This is a genomic window from Candidatus Avelusimicrobium alvi, assembly GCF_958451995.1.
GTDB classification, from domain to species: Bacteria; Elusimicrobiota; Elusimicrobia; order Elusimicrobiales; family Elusimicrobiaceae; genus Avelusimicrobium; species Avelusimicrobium alvi.
Window position 1 is genome coordinate 1 of record NZ_CAUDSG010000020.1, and the last position, 17363, is coordinate 17363.

Below are 17363 nucleotides of genomic sequence, written 5' to 3' on the forward strand. Positions count from 1 at the left end.
TTTTGTGTTTTTCTCCGTCGGGGATGAAAAAAGGCTTGACTCGTTTTTTTTTTTTTGATACAGTGCCAATAAGGCCCGGGAAAGGTTATATAAAAACTCCTACAGTATCCTTTTCCGGGCCGCAACAAAAAAAGGAGATAAAGCTTATGACTAATAGAAAGGGTTTCACCCTGATTGAGTTGCTGGTGGTTGTGTTAATCATCGGCATTTTGGCCGCGATGGCCATGCCCGCTTATTTTAAAGCGGTGGAAAGAAGCCGCACGGCGGAAGCGGATACGTTAATCGGCACCGTGGTAAACGCCCAGCAGAGATACAAAATGAAAACGGGCAACTATACCACCACGTGGACCGCACTGGATGTGGCTCCTTCTAATGCCGATACGGATGCTGGTGCTGTGTACTGCACGAAAGTTGCTAAAGGAAAACAGAAAGCGAGTTGTACAACCGGTGATACAGCTGCGACTGGCAATGGTTTTATGATTACATTAATTGGTACTAAAACCAATACAGGTAATACTTCTGGTGTCGTAGCAACACGTGTAGGGACTGGGCAGTATGGATACAAAATTTATAAATTTTATGATGAACCTGGCCAGCCTGAATGTGAAGCCGGAACGGGTAACTCTGCTTCCGATGATGCCGAGCTGTGTGCGGATTACAAAGGGGTAGACCCGGGCGCATATACCGCTCCGTATGCCTCTACGGATATCAAGGCCGACGGTACGCGCTCATAAAAGAGAGATGTTCTGTTGCCCGCCCGGTTAGTTAGGGCGGGCTTTTTTATAGGATAGTTTATTATGTCTGAATTCAAATTAGGGAATAGAAACGATGCTTCTACGGTATTAGGCAATGACTGCCAGGGTAAAAAATGGTTGGAGTATTTGTGCGCTAAAAACAATTTTGAAAGCAAAGCAACCCCTTGTGTTTATACGATAGGGCAAAACAATGGTATCGCTCGCATTTTGTTGGCGGGGTTTTTTGATGTTGATAGAACGGGCATAAAATACCAGGTTTACTTACAGTTGGAAGTCCGATACCGAAACAAGGAAACAAAAGAACCTTTAGTGGTAATTTTGTGCAAAATCCGTCATGGGGCAAAAACAAAACTAGTTAAAAATTTTTGGTATGAAAAGTTTCAGCCGTTTATGAACGGGGATGATGGGAAATTGGTTTTCCAAAAAGTAGGCGGCAAGCCCGGAAAGCACGAAAGTGCGTTTGGCAAGTGGGTGTTTTCGGAAAGCGCCTCGTGTCTGGACATAGAAGAATTTTTTAAAAAGAAGTTGCCGGTTTTAAAAAACGCCGCGGAAAAAGTAACGTTGTAACTTTAAAATCTTTCGGTTTGAGCTAAACTCCCGGAAGATGTTATTTGTAATGGCATAAAAAATGCGCCGGATGAATTCCGGCGCATTTGCATAAAAGGCGAGAAACTAGGCTTCTATCCCGGTAAACGTTTTTAACGCATAGCCGATTAAAAAGCTGACCGCCGCCACGCCGAAGCTCAGGCACGTCATTTCCACAAAGCGGTGTTTGAAACTTTCTCCGCGCGCCACGGAATAATAAAACATAAATCCCGCGATGAGCAGCAGCGCAAAAAACAGCATCAGCCCAAGCGCGGCAAACACGTTATTCAGGCACGCAAACGGCGCCACCAAAAGCGCCACCGTAATAATATACGCCCCGCCGGTGTAGACGGCGGCTTTCAGCGGTTTTTTGCCCGTGTCTTTTTCGGTTTTGGACGAGAGATACTCGGACGACGCCATAGACAGCGCCGCCGCAATGCCCGTAATCGCCCCGGTCAGCGCAATCAGCTTGGAGTTTGCCAGCGCCAGCGTAAACCCCGCGAGCGCGCCCGTAAATTCCACCAGCGCGTCCGACAGGCCCAAAATAACCGAGCTCATATAAGCCAGGCGTTCTTCGTTAATAAGCGCAATCAGCTTGGCCTCGTGCGCGTCTTCTTCGTCGGCCAGCTGTGCGATTTTCGGGTAACTGCTAAACGCGCGGTAGGAGCCGGCGGCGTGATCCTCGCCGCTTTCCATCAGTTTAACGGCAAACGTCAGCCCCAGCGCTTTAGCCAATACGGAATACCATATAATCCGCCGGCGCTCCGGCCGCGCGGCGACGCCGGATTCTTCTTTAATCAGTTCATAATGGCGTTTTTCGTCGGCGGCAATGGCTTCCAGCACCGCGCGGTTGTGCGCGTCTTTCTCGCGCGCCGCCAGGCGCAGGTAAATGTAATGTTCGGTAATTTCGTTGCGGGAAAAAATTTCTAAGTCTTTTCTGTCTTGTTCTAACATAGTTATCCTCGTTGGTTCCGGGCGTGCCGGAAAAATAAAAGGGGTTACTGGGGTTTTTCGGTTTCTTTTGCGTCTTCGGCGGGCTGTTGGGGGGTAAGCGGCAGTAAATCCCGCCCGTAGGCAAAATCAAACACTACGCCCGCAATAAACTGGAGCTGGTGGAAAAAGTCTTTTTCGCTGATAAATTCATCGGCGCTGTGGGCGGTGTTTTCGCCCAGCGGGTCCATATCCGGGCCCAGGCCGTAGGTAATTACGCCCAGTTTGCGCAGAAATTCGTTATCGCCCGACGCGGGGCTCATACCCGGCACGGTAATGGCGTTTGGCACCAGTTTTTCGGCCGCGGCGGCGATGGATGCAAACAGCGGGTCCGTCCCGTCCATAGGCGTGGGGAAGGGCGTTTGCGGGCGTTCCAGCATTTCAAGCGTTACGCCGTCTTCTTCGGTAAACAGGTTTTTTAAGTTTTCAAAAAATTCGTCCGGGTCCGAGCCGGGCAGCAGGCGCACGTTCAAAATGGCGCTGGCTTCGCCGCTGGCCGAGCCGGTATCTTTGCTGGCGGAAAGCACGGTGGGGTTGATGGTGTCTTTTAACTGGCTTCTAAAAAACGGGTCCAGCGCCATCACTTCGGCGGCGGACTGGCTGTTTTGCGGCGTGCTGGAAAGCAGAAACTGGATGGTGGTCTGGCCGTCGGCATCCTGCAAAGGCGCAATGGCTTTAAAAAAAGTGCGTGCCGTGGGCGTAAGCTTGGCCGGCGGATTGTAAGCCGCAATTTTGGCCAGCGCCTGGGAGAGCAGGTACACCGCGTTGTCGTTTACCGGCATGGACGAGTGCACGCCCGTGCCGTAGGCGGTTACTTTAATGTCCATATACATTTTGGTGGACGCTTCGGCGAATACAATGTCTTTTCCGTCTTTGTTTTTAATCACGCCGCCGCCTTCGTTTAAGGCAAATCCGGGGGCGATTTTATCCCAATGCGCGCCGCCCAGCCACAAAAGGCCGGTCTCGCTGCCGGACTCTTCGCCGGAAGTCGCCAGGAAGATGATGTCCCTCTCCGGGGCGGTTTTTTGGTCTTTCAGCCAGGTAAAAAGTGCAAGGTAAGCGGCCGTATAGTTTTTGGCGTCGGTGGAGCCCAGGCCGTAAATGTTGCCGTGTTCCACGGTGGCTTTGAAAGGGGGGTAGCTCCAGCCTTCGGCGGCGGGCGCGGTGTCTAAATGCGAGATAAGCAAAAGCGGCTTTTGGGAAGCGTCCGTGCCTTTGATGCGCGCCATCAGGTTCGCGCGGCCCTGGCTGGGGATGAAAATGTCCCAGTCAATGCCGTGCTTGTTGAATTCTTTGTAAATGTAGCGCGCGGCGGAAAGCTCGTCGGGTTCCGGCAGGGACGTATCAATGTTAATCAGGTTTATCAGGTGGCGTTTGGCTTCGGCGTTAAGCGCGTCCCAGCCGCCCTTTTCGGCCTGGGCGGAAAAGGGAATACAGCAAAACGCCAGCAGTAAAGCGAAACACCGTTTCATTTGGCACCCGTTAAATCAAATTTTATTTCCGCTCCGGGGCGCACGCCGTGTTTGGCGGCGGTTTTGGCGGCCAGCTCCAGCACGTACTGCCCGTAGCCGATGGCGTAGGCCACGTCTTCGTCGGGCGTGTAGGTGTAGGAATGTTCCACCTCTTGGGCCACGGAGGTAACTTTTTTGTCCGAGCCGATAAACACCATATCCAAATCAATCAGGGTGTTCTTCATCCAGAAGCCCTGGTCTTCGTCCTGTTCAAATACAAACAGCATTCCTTCGTTCTCGGGCAGGTTTTTGACGAACATCAACCCCTTTTCCTGTTTTTCGGGCGTGTCGGCCACGCGGGCGCGTACGGCAAAGCCGTCGGGCAGAGTAACCGTAACGGTTTGATATCCGCCGCAGGCGCACAGTAAAAACGGCAGGGCAAACAAGAGAAGTCTTTTCATATATATAAGTTTAGCAAATTCCCGGCGGCAGGGGTGCGGCCGGCCTGTGCGGCTTGGGACTTAGGCGTGTTATCGGGCCGCCGCCTGCTTTATGTCCGCACCCTATTTTGCATACCGTTTAATTGCTTATTTTCTGCGCTGTATAAAGTTTTTATCGTCGGGGATAAAAAAAGGCTTGACTCGTTTTTTTTTTTTGATAAATTGCCTGTAAGGCCCGGGAAAGGTTATATAAAAAACTCCTACAGTATCCTTTCCCGGGCCGCAACAAAAAAAGGAGATAAAGCTTATGACTAATAGAAAGGGTTTCACCCTGATTGAGTTGCTGGTGGTTGTGTTAATCATCGGCATTTTGGCCGCGATGGCCATGCCCGCTTACTTTAAAGCGGTGGAACGCGCCCGTGCAGCCGAAGCAGATACCTTAATTGGTAGCGTGGTAAATGCCCAACAACGCTATAAAATGAAAACTGGCCACTATGCCAAAACCTGGAGCGCTTTGGATATTGCTCCGGCCAATGTGACGCCTGCTTCCAGTGTGTACTGCACTAAAGGGACTCAGCCGGCTGTTAAAGAGGAATCTACTGCCGCTGAAGCGAGCGGAACGGATGTCTGCGGTGCGGGCCAGAACGGTTTCATTATTGCCTTAATTGGCACGGATGCCGCCACCAACAATACCAACGGTGTTATCGCTACCCGTGTAGGTACTAACCAGTATACCTATACCATTCAGAAACGCTATGAATCCACCAACCCTGCGGTCTGTATTGCCGGGACAGGGGCTAACAAGGCAGATGATGAAGCGTTCTGTGCTGAATTCAACGGTACGGAATCCTATGCTGAATCTTCCGATGCCCGCAGCGCTAACACGGTTACAAAACAATAAGCGCGTCGTTTGAACAGGTTTTACCCGCCCCCCTGCTGTTTTGGGGGGCGGTTTTTTGTTTAGGGGGGAACGCCGCTAAATTGCTATAATTTAATAATGACACAGTCCGCCGAACCCATTTTGCAAGTGCGCGATTTAAAAATTGACTTTTCCGCAGACCAAGGCATTCTCCCCGTGCTTCGCGGGCTGTCCTACTCCTTACCTAAAGGCCGTGTGCTGGGCGTGGTGGGCGAATCCGGCAGCGGCAAAACCGTCCACGCGCTGTCCATTTTACGCCTGCTTCCGCCGGCGGCGCGTATCAGCGGCGGGGAAATCCTCTACAAAGGCAAAAACCTGGCTTCCATGGGCGAAGAAGAACTCCGCTCCGTGCGCGGCGATAAAATTTCCATGATTTTTCAGGACCCGTCCGCCAGTTTGAACCCGGTGCTGACCGTAGGCGAACAGCTGACGGAAACCCTGCTGGCCCACCGCAAGCTCTCCAAGCGGCAGGCGCGCCGGGAGGCGGTGGCTTTGCTTGAAAAAGTGGGTATTTCGGAGGCGGAAAAACGCTTGGACGAGTATCCGTTCCAGTTTTCGGGCGGGATGTGCCAGCGCGTGATGATTGCGATGGCGCTTGCGCTGTCGCCCGACGTGCTGATTGCGGACGAACCCACCACCGCGCTGGACGTAACCATCCAGGCCCAGATTCTGGCCCTTATCAAACAATTACAGCGGCAAAGCGGTATGTCCGCCGTGTTTATTACGCACAATTTGGCCGTCGTGTCCGGCATTGCCGACGACGTGCTGGTGCTTTACGCCGGGCTGTGTATGGAGCTGGCCCCTGCGGCGCAGTTATTTGAAAACCCGCTCCATCCCTACACGCAGGGCCTGCTTTCTTCGCTGGCGTCCGTGCATAAAAAAGAGGACGTCCTGCCCGTGATTACCGGCCACCCGCCCGTGCCGGGGCAGATTTTAACGGGCTGTCCGTTTGCGCCGCGCTGTCCGCACGCGTTTGACAAATGCCGCCAGGAATGTCCGCCGCTTTTTGAAGAAGCCGGCCGCCAAACCCGCTGCTGGCTTAGGGAGGGGAAATGACGGCTCCCGTAGAAATCAAACATCTTTTTAAAACCTATACGCGCCGCCGCTGGTTCGGTAAAAACGCGGAAAAAGCCGTGTTAAAAGACGTCAGCCTGACGCTGGCGGAAGACCATGTGCTCGGCCTGGTGGGTGAATCGGGCTGCGGCAAAAGCACGCTGTGCAAGGTGCTTCTGGGGATTGAAAAAGCCACTTCCGGCCTGGTAAAGGCGGACGGGAAAGATATTGCTTTCCTTTCCAAAAGCGGGTTTAAAAAACTCCGCCGCGTGATGCAGGTAGTGTATCAGGACCCGTATTCCAGCCTGGACCCGCGCATGAACGTGCGCCAGCTGTTAAGCGAGCCGCTGGATATCCACGGGCTTGAAAAAGACCCCGCCGCGCGCAAAGCGTTTTTGGCGGAACTGCTGGCGTCCGTCGGCCTGAGCGAAACGCAGCTGGAGCGTTACCCGCACGAATTTTCCGGCGGCCAGCGCCAGCGCATCTGTATTGCGCGCGCCCTGGCTTTGGACCCTAAAATTTTAGTGGCGGACGAGCCGGTGTCCGCGCTGGACGTATCGGTGCAGGCGCAGATTTTAAATTTGCTGAAAGAAATTAAAAAGGCCCGCCGACTCTCTATGCTGTTTGTTACGCACGATTTTGCCGTCGCGCGTTTTCTGTGCGACGATATCGCCGTGATGTATCAGGGCCGCATCGTGGAGCGCGCCCCGGCGGAAGACCTTTTCACCAACCCCCAGCACCCGTATACGGAAGCGCTGCTGGCGGCCGTTCCGTCGGCGGACGTGTCCCGCCGGGCGGACGGAAACGGCGCGGAGGAAGCCTCCGAACACCCGGACCGCGCCGGCTGGCCGTGCCCGTTTGCGCCGCGCTGCCGTTACGCGCAGGCCGTCTGCGCCAAGACCCCTTTTGAACTCAAAGAAGTATTCCCGCGCCACGCCTGCGCGTGCTGCGTGATGCCGTTTAAAACGGCAAAAAGCAAATCAGCCGTATAGGAGACGCATATGAAAATAAACGAAAAACGCCTCACGGACACCTTTTTGGAATTGGTTAAAATAGACAGCGAGTCTTTTAACGAAAAAAACATTCAGGAAGTTTTAGCTTCTAAATTAACAGCCCTCGGCTGTACTGTCTATGTGGATAACGCCGGGAAAAAATACAATACAAACGCTAAAGGAAACGTCATCGGTTTTCTGCCCGGAACCGTTAAAAGCAAACCCATCGTGCTCAGCTCCCATATGGATACGGTAACCCCCGGCAAAAGCGTCAAACCCGTGGTGAAAAAGGACCGTATTACCTCGGACGGCACCACCATCCTGGGCGCGGACGACAAGGCCGGCCTGGCGATTATTTTAGAAGTCCTGCAAACCTTAAAAGAGCAAAAACCGCCCCACCCGCCCGTGGAAGCCGTGTTTACGCTGACGGAAGAAAACGGCATGCAGGGCGCGAAAAATTTGGATTATAAAAAAATAAAAGGCCGCGAAGGGCTGATTTTGGATAATGAAGAAGTGTCCGACCTGCTGGTGCAGGGCCCGGCGGTCAACACCATTGAGGTGTGGATTAAGGGCCTGGCGGCGCACGCGGGCGTAGTGCCGGAAAAAGGCATTTCCGCGCTGGAAGTGGCGGCGTATGCGCTTTCTTTTATGAAGCTGGGCCGCATTGATAAAGAAACCGTAGCCAACTTCGGCGTTATTCAGGGCGGCAAAGCCACGAATATCGTGATGGACCAACTCTATTTAAAAGGCGAGGCCCGCAGCCTTAAAAACGAAAAGCTGGCCAAACAAACCGCCCATATGAAAGCCTGTTTTGAAAAAGCCGTCAAACATTTTACCAAGAAGATTGACGGCAAAGTCCGCAAGCCGGAAGTGAAATTCGTTTCCGTCCAGCGTTACCCGGCGGTGAACGTACCCAAAAATCACCCTATGGTAAAATCCGTGGTGGCGGCCGCCAAAGAGCAGGGCCTTGTCGTTCGCCCGGTGGCCTCCGGCGGCGGGTGCGATGCCAACGTGCTGAGCGGTTTTGGGTTTACGCTCCCCAACCTGGGCGTGGGCTGCCGCGGCTGTCATACGCTTGGCGAAAGCCTGGACTTGAAAGAGTTTTTTGCGGCGTGCAATATCACGCTTTCCGCGGTGCTGGCGTACCGCAAATAAGCAAATAAAAAGAGGAAAAACGGCGGGTATGGTAAATTATATTGTAAGAAGGCTTTTGTTACTGCCCCTGGTGGTGCTGGGGGTAACGTTCCTGCTGTTTTTCCTCACCCAGCGGTTAAGCCCGGAGATGCGCGCTTCTTTGTACGTAAAAGACCCGCGCCAAATGGGCTCGCTGGAGGAAGTCATCCGCCAGTACGGTCTGCGTGATAATGTATTTAAACAATACGGCCGCTGGCTTTCCAATGTGGCCAAAGGCGATTTGGGCTACAGCCCCAGCGCGAATATGCCCGTCTCCCAGGCTATTAAAGAATATCTGCCCGCCACCATCCAGCTGGCGTTTATCACGATTCTGTTTGTAGTGCTTTTTGGCGTGTGGTTCGGGTGCGCTTCGGCCGTACATAAGGATAAATGGCAGGACGTGCTGGCGAGGCTGGTGTCCGTGGGCGGGTTTTCCCTGCCGATATTTGTGCTGGGGCTGCTGCTGTTAATGGTTTTTTATGGCCGGCTGGGCTGGTTTTCGCCGGGGGGATATTCCGTGCAGACGGATATTATTATCCACGGCGGCGCGTTTAAAACCTATACCGGTTTTTTATTGTTGGATTCCTTGTTAAACGGTAACCTGCGCGTGTTTTGGGACGTATTATCCCATTTGGTGCTCCCGGCGGTAACGCTGTGCATCGGCTCGTTTGCGCTGATGGTGCGCGTGATGCGCTCCAGCATGCTGGAAGAATTAAATAAAGATTATGTCCGCACCGCGCGCGCCAAAGGGCTTTCCGACTGGCAGGTGGTGTACAAGCACGCGGGCAAAAACGCCGTCATCCCCGTCATTACGCTGGCCAGCATCCAGTTTATCCGCCTGCTGGGCGGCACCGTGATTGTGGAAACCATTTTTGATTACCCGGGCATCGGCCGCTTCGGCGTGATTGCGGCCCAGCAGTTGGATATTGCGGGCATATTGGGGTTTTCGCTGATGGTGGCGGTGCTGTTTGTGCTGGGGAATTTGCTGTCTGACATCTTATATACCGCGGTGGATCCGCGCATACGGCTGGAATAATTATGCTAAACGGACGCATTTTTAAACGTATTTATACCAACAAAACCTCTTTGGCGGGGCTGGTGATTATCGCCTTTTTCTTTTTAATCGCGCTCCTCGCCCCCGTGCTGGCCCCGGTGCAGAACGCCAATAATCCCTACCAGCTGCCGCAGAAGAGCTACCAGATTACGCCCCGGCCGCCGTCCGCCGAGAGCTGGTTCGGCACCACCGAACAGCAGTACGATTTGTATTACGGCGTGGTGTGGGGGACGCGGCTGGCGTTTAAAATCGGGCTGACGGTTACGTTTTTTGCCTTTTTAATCGGGCTGTTTGTGGGCGGAACTGCGGCGTATTTCGGCGGTAAGGTGGACGAAACGCTCATGCGCCTGACGGATATAGTGTTTGCCGTGCCGTCTTTGGTGCTGGCGATGGTGATTGCGGCCATGCTGGGGCCCGACATAAAAAATATGATGATTGCCCTTACCGCCGTGGCCTGGCCTTCGTACGCCAGGCTGGTGCGCGGGGATATTTTATCCGTCAAACAGCGCGATTATGTTACCGCCGCCCGCACGCTGGGCGCGCGCGGCCCGCGCGTGCTTTTGCGGCATATTTTGCCTAACTCCATTTATCCGTCCGTCGTGGTGGCCAGCTTGGATATCGGCTACGTGGTGCTGACCGCGGCCTCTCTCTCGTTCTTGGGGCTGGGCGCGCAGCCCGGCACGGCGGACTGGGGTCAGCTGATTGCCATGGCGCGCAACTGGGTGCTGGGCACTCCCGGCCATCCGTTTGCCTATTGGTACACGGTCGTGGCGCCGGGCGGAGCCATTTTTCTGTTTGTGCTGGGCTGGAATTTGCTGGGGGACGCGTTTCGGGATATTTTGGACCCCAGACAAGCTTAATTTATACTAAAATGAAAGAAACAACCGATTCATTCTTTCTTATTCTTCTATAAGAGGTGCTTATGATTCGCCGCAAAGATTTGTATACCGCTTTATCCGACAGTGCTTTCCGTTTCCCCGACAAAATCGCTTTAGCAGAAGCCGGCACCGAAAAAAAAGTTTCCTATCACGAACTCTTAATGCAGGTGGACCGCGCGGCCGATATGTTTTTTGAGCACGGCATCCGCAAAGGCGACCGCGTGGCCGTAGCCCACCGCAACGCCATTGACACGGTGGTGGCCAACTTCGGCCTCTATAAACTGGGCGCGGTGTGTATTCCCATGAACTTTATGGTTACCAAGCCGGAGGAAATTGAATACATTTTAAACAACGCCCAAGTCAAAGCCGTGGTTACGCAGGCGGAATTTCTGCGCCACTACGTCAAATGCCTGCCCAATACGCCTACGGTAAAATACATTTTTTCCACGGATGAAATCCCGCAGTCCGTTTTCGGCAATCCCGTGATTGAACTGTTTTGGAAAGAAATTGAAAAATCCACCGTGCACGAGGAAACTTCTTCCGCGCGCGCCGGGCTGGAAGATTTGGCGTTTATCCTCTACACTTCCGGCACCACCGGCCTGCCCAAAGGCGCCATGCTGACGCACGGCAACATCGCCTCCAACGTGATTTCCTGCGCGCAGATTTTTAAAATTACCGACGAGGACTGCTTCCTGTGCCTGCTGCCTATGTTCCACTCGTTCGCGTGGACGACGTGCGTGGTCATTCCGCTGTATTTAAATTTAAAGGTGGTAATTGTGGCCAACGTAATGCCCGCCAGCAAATGGCTGGGCGCGATGGGCTCGGAAAAAGTAACCGTCATCCTGGCGGTGCCGCAGATTTATGCCGTGCTGTCCAAAGAAGCCAAAGGGTTAAAACGCCTGTACCTGCGTTTCTGGCCGTTTAAAAACGTGCGCTTTGCCGTATCGGGCGCCGCGCCGCTGACGCAGGAAATCAAAGACCGGTTTGAAGAAAAAATCGGCGTGCCGATACTGGAAGGCTACGGGCTTACGGAAACCAGCCCGGTGGTAAGCGTCAACACCGAAGAACTGCAAAAAATCAAATCGGTGGGGCCGGCCATCCCGGCGGTAAGCACGCTGGTGCTGGACGACGACGGCAACGAAGTACCCCGCAACGCCGAGGGCGAGCTGTGCGTAAAAGGCCCCAACGTGTTCCGGGGCTACTGGGGCAACGAAGCCGCCACCAAAGACGCGTTTACGGCGGACGGCTGGTTTAAGACCGGCGACATCGTGGAAGTGGACGACGACGGATTTATCTTTATCAAAGACCGCAAGAAAGATATGATTATCATCAAGGGCCTTAAAGTGTTCTCCGCGCAGGTGGAAGCCGTCATCTGCGAGCATCCGGCCATTGAAGAGTGCGCCATTATCGGCGTGCCGGACGGGCGCGGCGGCGAATTTGTAAAACTGTACGCCGTTAAAAAGGAAGGCGCGGAAGTGTCCGACGCGGAATTTAGAAAATTTTTAAAAACCCACCTGGACAATTACAAACGCCCGCGCGATTTTGAATTTGTAAAAGAACTGCCTAAAAACGCGCTGAGAAAGGTGCTCAAGCGCGAGCTTCGCAAAGACGCCGTGGCCAAACTGGCCGCGCGCGGCGGAGCCGCCCCGGAGGAAAACCTTGGCTGATTTGGCGCGCGTTTTAAACGAAGTGATTCCCCACGCGCATTATGTGGGGGGGATTGTGCGCAGCAGCCTGCTCAGGCGCGAGTCGTCGGACCTGGACATTACGCTTCCCGCCGCCGACGTGGCGCCCGCCGCGCGCGAGCTGGGCAGACGCTTAAAAGCCGCCGTATTTGAAATGGATGCGGAGTTTGGCGTGTGGCGTTTGGTTACCCACAAGGGCAAAATCCAGATTGATTTAACCGCTTACCAGGGCAAAGATTTAAAGGCCGACCTTCTGCGGCGCGATTTTGCGTTTAACTCCCTGGCTTATCCCGTGTCCGCCCTGCCGGAAATTGTAATTAAGCCGCAAAAAAGCGGCACCGCGCATGTTATCCTCAAGAAACTTAAAAAGAATTTAATCGTGGATTATTCCGGCGGCCTTCAGGATGTAGCCGCCAAAGTGATTCACCTCACTAATTCGCGCGTGTTTAAAGAGGATCCGCTCCGTATGCTGCGCGCGTTCCGCTCGTCCGCCGAACTCGGGTTTGTGATTTCCGACAAAACGCTTAAACAAATTAAAAAAGACCGCGCGCTGATTGCAGAGCCCGCCGGGGAGCGCGTGCGCGAAGAATTGGACAGGCTGTTTTGTACGTCCAAAGCGTACGACAATTTAATGCGAATGGACGCGTGCGGCCTGCTGACGGCCCTGTTCCCGGAATTGGAACCCCAGCGCAAATGCGCGGAAGTATATTACGGAAAAGGCGGCGTATTAAAGCATACGCTGGACGTATTTAAGCGGATGGAATACCTGCTGGACCATCTTCCCAAAGCTTTTCCCAAATATGCCAAAAAACTGGCGCCGCTGGCTGAGAACAAGCCGCTTTATAAAATGGCCGCGCTTTTGCACGACATCGCCAAACCCGCCACCGCCAAAGTGAAAGGGGACCGCCTGCGGTTTTTCTATCACGAAGAAAAGGGCGCGCAGATGGCTAAAGCCGTGCTGGAACGCCTGCACTACAGCCGGGCGGATTTGCGGCTTATCTGCGCGATGATTGGCGAGCATCTGCGTCCGTCCAATCTCGCGAGCAACGACGTTATTACCGACCGCGGAGCCTACCACTTTTTCCGCGATTTGGGCGACGCCGGCGTACCGCTTTTGCTGTTGTGCTGGGCCGATTACGCCAGCTACGTCTCCGACGCGCAGTTAAGGCGCATTATGCCCAAAAGCGCCCAGCGCCTGATGACCATCGCCCAGGCGCAAAAAACCGCCAATGTGGGCAAGACGCTCAGGCATATGCAGGTGCTGTCTCTTCTTTTGCGGAAATTTTTTGATACGCCCAAAAAGGTGCAGCCTACGCGGCTGATTACCGGGCGGGACGTGATGGACGCGCTCTCCCTGCCGCCCAGCCCGAAAATCGGCGAGATTTTGGAAGCCGTAGCCGTGGCGCAGGTGGAAGGGAAAGTGGTTTCTAAAGAAGACGCGCTGGCGTTTATCAAAACGCTGGATGTTAAAGAACAGCATATTCGGGCGCGTTAATGGCGGGGGGATGTACAGTCGCCTAAAACTTTGCTAAAATAAATGAGCGGCAATCCGCTTATGCGGGCGTGGTTCAATGGTAGAATGGAAGCTTCCCAAGCTTTAGACGAGGGTTCGATTCCCTTCGCCCGCTTTTTTTATCAGGGAAAACTATGGAAAACGAAAACCTGGAATTGGACATTAAACCTGCCGGAAACAAAGATCTTTGGCTGTTTCTGATTATTGTTGACATCATTTTTTTGTGCGTGTTCGGGTTTTTCCTTTACAAGCACTTTTCCGCTCGTTTGTTTGACGTTTCCGCCGCGCCGCGCGCGGAACAGACCGAAACCGTAGACGTCCCTGAAGTGGCGGAGACGGATTTAATTGTTGCCGACGAACCGATTGCCGTGGAATCCGTGGCGGCGGAACCGGTGGCCAAGCCGGTGGAAATCCCGGTAACGGCCGTGATTGAGCAGCAGCAAAAAGAAGAAGCGAAAGAAGCCGCTCCGGCCGTCCAGGATAAAAAAGAAAGCGTTCTCGTGCAGGTAAATCCGAAGAGCAAATACCGCCGGGTAACTTTCCGCTGGTACGGCGAGGGGGACAAGGTATCCATCGTCAGCGGTTTTACCATGGCCAAACCCCAGGCGCTTAAAAAACGCGGCGACCATTGGGAAACCACCCTCTCCATCGCGCCGGGCACGTATAAGTTCCTCTATATAATTGACGGGAAAAACACGCTGGACCCGTATTCCGAGGAAAAAGACGGCCGCTCGCTGGTAGTGGTAAAATAAAAATTTAAATGTATGTAAAAAGCCCCGCTCAGAAGAGCGGGGCTTTTTCGCGTGCGGTTCGTTTATAAAAACGGCATGGAAAAGAGCGGCGCAGTTTTTTACGCCGCACAGCGGAAAACCGGTTGGGGTATTGCAAGGCACAACCATGTGGCCAAATTGCTTAACCTGCCGGACGCTGGGGTGGCAAACGGCGTGAAATCCTTTGTGTTTTCCTCCGCCGGACCGCGCGGGCTGGAAAAAAGCGCGGGGCCGCCAGCAAGCGGCCCCGTTGAGGTTACGACTAATCGCCCCAGGTTTCGGCGCCCGGGACGGCAGGAAATTAACAGCTTACGTTGCGTTTGATGATGCTGCGCACGATTCCTTCCACGCGGAAAGCCTCTTTATCGGCAATAATGGGGTTATACTGCGGGTTTTCAGACTGCAGGATAACGTTCTGCCCGTCCTGCGTAAAGCGTTTTACCATCACTTCCCCGTTGTTGACGCAGACCACCACGTCTTTATTTTTCGCCTGGCGGCTCTGTTCCACAATCAGCCAGTCGTGCGGCGCAATCAGGTTTTGCATGGAGTCCCCTTTCGCTTCCACCATAAACCCTTTGCAGGCCGGAAAGTAAATCATACTCGGGTCCACGGGTACGATGCGGGTGGGGGTGCCGTCCAAAATAGTGCCTTCCGGGCCGCATTTAGCCATACCGTACATATTGAGGTAAATGACGTTGCGCTCCGGGTCTTTTAAAATAATGTAATCGCGCGGGTTGGCGGGATTGCGTTTTAAATATCCTTTTTTCTCCAGCTGTTTGATGTGGTGGAACACCACGCTTTTGCCGCTTACGCTCAGGCGGTCGGCCAGTTCTTCCATCGTCAGCGGATCGGAAATATTCGTTTTTAAAATATCCAATAATTCGGCTTGTTTGGGATGAAGGGCTTTCATAGGCGGCTCCTATTACTTTTTATTTTGTTCTATACTTTGTTCTATAAAATTTGGGCGCGGATGTCAAAAATATTTTTAGGGCCGTCCAGGGGCTTGTATTGTTTTTTTTTTTTGATAAATTGGGAATATCAACTTATATAAGAGGGGGATATATCCCGTGCAAAAAAATCTTGGATTTACGCTGATAGAACTGTTGGTGGTGGTATTAATCATCGGTATTTTGGCGGCGGTTGCTTTGCCAAAATATGAACTGGCGGTGGCAAAAAGCCGCTTGGCGGAAGTTTACACGGTCGTGCATAAAATAGAACAAAATTTGACGATGATGGAATTAAGCGACGCTTCTTTTTCTTCCAATGAAGAAGCCGCGCAGGCTTGGCTGGAAGATGTCGGGCTTCCGTTTGAGTCGGGCGGTATGGGCGGAGTAGGGCACAGTGTAGGAAAAAATTTTTGTTTTGCACCCAGCTGGGTCGGCCTTATTATTACTCCCAAACCCTGTAGTGAAGAGGCGGATTATATAATGGCATTTGTGCCAAAGAGTAGTAATACGGAACGCCAGTTTGTGTGCCAGGGCGAAACTTCTTTTGGAAAAAAACTTTGTAAATCCGTTTGCGGCGCTGAAGAATGTAATTTACCTTGGTAAACAACACTCCCCCGGGATAATCTCCCGGGGGAGTACTAACAAGACTTACAATTTTTTAATAAACCGCGCAAAGGCTTCTTTGCCTTGCGGCGTACGCTTGTAAACGCCGGCGTATTCCAGCACTTTGGCAAATACTTTGCCCACTTCGGCCCGCAGGATGTCCCCGGCGTTTTTAGCCGTAAACATGTGCTTTTTTAAGAGTTCTTCCGCCCAGTCCGCGTGTTTTTGCAGGGTTGGGCTTTGGCGGACGGCGGCGATGTCTTTTTTAACGAGCAGGGGCTCCAGGTCTTTAAGCTCCTTGGCCAGCCGCGCCGGCAGTACGGCCAGGCCCATCACTTCAATCAGCCCGATATTTTCTTTTTTAATATGGTGCACCTCGGCGTGCGGATGGAAAATGCCCATCGGGAATTCGTCCGTCGTGCGGTTGTTGCGCAGTACCAGGTCCAGCTCAAAGGCTTTGCCGCGCCGCCGGGCGATGGGCGTAACGGTGTTGTGCGGCGTATCGCCGGTTTTTGCCAGGATGTCGGCCTTCGGGTCGCTGTACGTGCGCCATTTTTTAAGAATATAATCCCCGGCTTCTATTAAATCTTTTTTGGCTCCGGTCAGCCGGATGACGCTCATCGGCCATTTGACGATTCCCGCCTTTACGCGCGGGAACTTCCGCATTTTAAAAGTCGTTTCCACCGGGGCTTTTGCCATGGCGAATACATACCGCCCGCCCTGGAAGTGGTCGTGCGTTAAAATAGAACCGCCGACGATGGGCAGGTCCGCATTGGAGCCGATGAAATAATGCGGCAGGAAATCCACAAAGTTCAGCAGCCGCTCAAAGCTTTTTTTGGTCAGCTTCATCGGCTCGTGCTTGTCCGATAGGAAAATGCAGTGTTCGTTGTAATAGACGTACGGCGAGTATTGCAGGTACCACGGCCGGCCGTCTTTTAACAAATCAAGCGGCACCAGGCGCAGGTTTTGGCGCGCCGGGTGATTCACGCGGCCCGCATAGCCTTCGTTTTCCTTGCACAGCAGGCAGAGCGGATAGGCGGACGCTTTCACTTTCAGCGCGGCGGCGATATCCTTCGGGTCCTTTTCGGGTTTGGACATATTCACCGTAATATCCAAACTGCCGTAGGGCGTGCGCGCCTTCCAGGCCAGGTTTTGGGCCACGCGTTCGGTGCGAATGTAGTCCAGCGCGCGCGCGTCGTGATAGAATTTGTCCGTGGCGGCCTTGGGGTTCTTTTTATGGAGCGCAAAGAACTCGTCCGTTACCGCGGAAGGCCGGCCGGCAAAAACGCCCATCAGGCGGGTGTCAAACAGGTCGCGCATGGTAACGGTGTCGGGCGCGATGAGGCCCTGTTTGGCGGCCCAGTCGCAGATGTTTTTTAAAATCTCACAGGGATAGGGGGGCGTTTTGCCCTTAAAGCCGCTGGGCGTATAGTCCGAAAGCTGCAAGACGGTCAGCAGCTGATTGACGGCCCAGGCGCGGTCGCGCGGGTGCAGGAGTTTTTCGTTTACGGCAAATGCGATTAATTGGTCAATTAACAGATTAATGTCCATAATA

Annotated in this window: 17 protein-coding genes and 1 tRNA gene; 13 read left to right on the top strand and 5 right to left on the bottom strand. The window is 53.4% G+C overall.

Annotation, left to right across the window (positions count from 1 at the left end; genetic code table 11):
* Both ACQY36_RS04940 and ACQY36_RS04945 read left to right on the top strand, forming a co-directional pair.
* Window positions 1-734 (top strand): type IV pilin protein (locus ACQY36_RS04940; protein WP_428078093.1); only part of this gene is annotated, 734 nt, incomplete at its 5' end.
* Window positions 735-797: 63 nt separating this feature from the next.
* Window positions 798-1322 carry a hypothetical protein gene (locus ACQY36_RS04945; RefSeq protein WP_428078095.1) on the top strand — a complete coding sequence of 175 codons (525 nt, stop codon included), beginning with the start codon at window positions 798-800 and terminating at the stop codon, window positions 1320-1322.
* Between the two features lie 105 nt (window positions 1323-1427).
* Here ACQY36_RS04945 and ACQY36_RS04950 read toward each other — a convergent pair whose 3' ends face one another.
* Genes ACQY36_RS04950 through ACQY36_RS04960 form a run of 3 tightly spaced genes read right to left on the bottom strand, consistent with a single transcriptional unit; the run spans window position 1428 to window position 4242 of the window.
* Window positions 1428-2300: a VIT1/CCC1 transporter family protein gene (locus tag ACQY36_RS04950; protein ID WP_428078134.1), complete on the bottom strand. Its 873-nt coding sequence runs from the start codon at window positions 2298-2300 to the stop codon at window positions 1428-1430.
* A 38-nt stretch (window positions 2301-2338) separates the two neighbouring features.
* On the bottom strand, window positions 2339-3802 hold the full coding sequence (locus ACQY36_RS04955; protein WP_428078097.1) for a M20/M25/M40 family metallo-hydrolase: 1464 nt from the start codon (window positions 3800-3802) through the stop codon (window positions 2339-2341).
* Window positions 3799-4242 carry a DUF192 domain-containing protein gene (locus ACQY36_RS04960; RefSeq protein ID WP_428055620.1) on the bottom strand — a complete coding sequence of 148 codons (444 nt, stop codon included), beginning with the start codon at window positions 4240-4242 and terminating at the stop codon, window positions 3799-3801. The genes ACQY36_RS04955 and ACQY36_RS04960 overlap by 4 nt, the downstream gene beginning before the upstream one ends.
* Window positions 4243-4528: 286 nt before the next feature.
* Here ACQY36_RS04960 and ACQY36_RS04965 point away from each other — a divergent pair, with 286 nt between their 5' ends.
* From ACQY36_RS04965 to ACQY36_RS05010, 10 genes are all read left to right on the top strand, one after another.
* Window positions 4529-5122 (top strand): type IV pilin protein, encoded by a 594-nt coding sequence (locus ACQY36_RS04965; protein WP_428078099.1) that lies wholly within the window; start codon window positions 4529-4531, stop codon window positions 5120-5122.
* Window positions 5123-5218: 96 nt separating this feature from the next.
* Window positions 5219-6196, top strand: a complete 978-nt coding sequence (locus tag ACQY36_RS04970; RefSeq protein WP_428078101.1) for an ABC transporter ATP-binding protein — start codon at window positions 5219-5221, stop codon at window positions 6194-6196.
* On the top strand, window positions 6193-7185 hold the full coding sequence (locus tag ACQY36_RS04975; protein WP_428078103.1) for an oligopeptide/dipeptide ABC transporter ATP-binding protein: 993 nt from the start codon (window positions 6193-6195) through the stop codon (window positions 7183-7185). The genes ACQY36_RS04970 and ACQY36_RS04975 overlap by 4 nt, the downstream gene beginning before the upstream one ends.
* A 9-nt stretch (window positions 7186-7194) precedes the next feature.
* A complete protein-coding gene (locus ACQY36_RS04980; RefSeq protein ID WP_428078105.1) occupies window positions 7195-8340 on the top strand; it encodes a M20/M25/M40 family metallo-hydrolase in 1146 nt (381 codons plus the stop codon).
* Window positions 8341-8368: 28 nt separating this feature from the next.
* Window positions 8369-9394: an ABC transporter permease gene (locus ACQY36_RS04985; RefSeq protein ID WP_428055630.1), complete on the top strand. Its 1026-nt coding sequence runs from the start codon at window positions 8369-8371 to the stop codon at window positions 9392-9394.
* A 2-nt stretch (window positions 9395-9396) separates the two neighbouring features.
* Window positions 9397-10272 (top strand): ABC transporter permease, encoded by an 876-nt coding sequence (locus ACQY36_RS04990; protein WP_428078107.1) that lies wholly within the window; start codon window positions 9397-9399, stop codon window positions 10270-10272.
* A gap of 62 nt (window positions 10273-10334) precedes the next feature.
* On the top strand, window positions 10335-11957 hold the full coding sequence (locus tag ACQY36_RS04995) for an AMP-binding protein (RefSeq protein WP_428055634.1): 1623 nt from the start codon (window positions 10335-10337) through the stop codon (window positions 11955-11957).
* Window positions 11950-13470 (top strand): HD domain-containing protein, encoded by a 1521-nt coding sequence (locus ACQY36_RS05000; RefSeq protein WP_428078109.1) that lies wholly within the window; start codon window positions 11950-11952, stop codon window positions 13468-13470. Before ACQY36_RS04995 ends, ACQY36_RS05000 begins: the two co-directional genes overlap by 8 nt.
* 62 nt (window positions 13471-13532) lie before the next feature.
* A tRNA-Gly gene (locus ACQY36_RS05005) sits at window positions 13533-13603 on the top strand.
* 19 nt (window positions 13604-13622) lie between these two features.
* A complete protein-coding gene (locus tag ACQY36_RS05010; protein ID WP_428078111.1) occupies window positions 13623-14240 on the top strand; it encodes a hypothetical protein in 618 nt (205 codons plus the stop codon).
* Between the two features lie 319 nt (window positions 14241-14559).
* Here the strand turns inward: ACQY36_RS05010 and lexA are convergent, their stop codons facing one another.
* Window positions 14560-15168 (bottom strand): transcriptional repressor LexA, encoded by a 609-nt coding sequence (gene lexA, locus ACQY36_RS05015; protein WP_428055640.1) that lies wholly within the window; start codon window positions 15166-15168, stop codon window positions 14560-14562.
* A gap of 157 nt (window positions 15169-15325) precedes the next feature.
* On the opposite strand from lexA, the gene ACQY36_RS05020 reads away from it, so the two are divergent.
* Window positions 15326-15808, top strand: a complete 483-nt coding sequence (locus ACQY36_RS05020) for a pilin (protein WP_428078113.1) — start codon at window positions 15326-15328, stop codon at window positions 15806-15808.
* A gap of 45 nt (window positions 15809-15853) precedes the next feature.
* Here the strand turns inward: ACQY36_RS05020 and galT are convergent, their stop codons facing one another.
* Entirely contained in the window at window positions 15854-17359 is a 1506-nt protein-coding gene (gene galT / locus ACQY36_RS05025) for a UDP-glucose--hexose-1-phosphate uridylyltransferase (protein WP_428078114.1), read from the bottom strand.
* Window positions 17360-17363: the final 4 nt, after the last annotated feature.

Excerpts from the sequence above, each read along its gene's own strand:
- ACQY36_RS04945 (WP_428078095.1), top strand. The coding sequence starts at position 798 with ATGTCTGAATTCAAATTAGGGAATAGAAACGATGCTTCTACGGTATTA.
- ACQY36_RS04985 (WP_428055630.1), top strand. The coding sequence starts at position 8,369 with ATGGTAAATTATATTGTAAGAAGGCTTTTGTTACTGCCCCTGGTGGTG.
- ACQY36_RS05010 (WP_428078111.1), top strand. The coding sequence starts at position 13,623 with ATGGAAAACGAAAACCTGGAATTGGACATTAAACCTGCCGGAAACAAA.
- ACQY36_RS04980 (WP_428078105.1), top strand. The coding sequence starts at position 7,195 with ATGAAAATAAACGAAAAACGCCTCACGGACACCTTTTTGGAATTGGTT.
- ACQY36_RS04975 (WP_428078103.1), top strand. The coding sequence starts at position 6,193 with ATGACGGCTCCCGTAGAAATCAAACATCTTTTTAAAACCTATACGCGC.
- ACQY36_RS04970 (WP_428078101.1), top strand. The coding sequence starts at position 5,219 with ATGACACAGTCCGCCGAACCCATTTTGCAAGTGCGCGATTTAAAAATT.
- lexA (WP_428055640.1), bottom strand. The coding sequence starts at position 15,168 with ATGAAAGCCCTTCATCCCAAACAAGCCGAATTATTGGATATTTTAAAA.
- ACQY36_RS04965 (WP_428078099.1), top strand. The coding sequence starts at position 4,529 with ATGACTAATAGAAAGGGTTTCACCCTGATTGAGTTGCTGGTGGTTGTG.
- ACQY36_RS04955 (WP_428078097.1), bottom strand. The coding sequence starts at position 3,802 with ATGAAACGGTGTTTCGCTTTACTGCTGGCGTTTTGCTGTATTCCCTTT.
- ACQY36_RS04995 (WP_428055634.1), top strand. The coding sequence starts at position 10,335 with ATGATTCGCCGCAAAGATTTGTATACCGCTTTATCCGACAGTGCTTTC.
- galT (WP_428078114.1), bottom strand. The coding sequence starts at position 17,359 with ATGGACATTAATCTGTTAATTGACCAATTAATCGCATTTGCCGTAAAC.
- ACQY36_RS04990 (WP_428078107.1), top strand. The coding sequence starts at position 9,397 with ATGCTAAACGGACGCATTTTTAAACGTATTTATACCAACAAAACCTCT.
- ACQY36_RS04960 (WP_428055620.1), bottom strand. The coding sequence starts at position 4,242 with ATGAAAAGACTTCTCTTGTTTGCCCTGCCGTTTTTACTGTGCGCCTGC.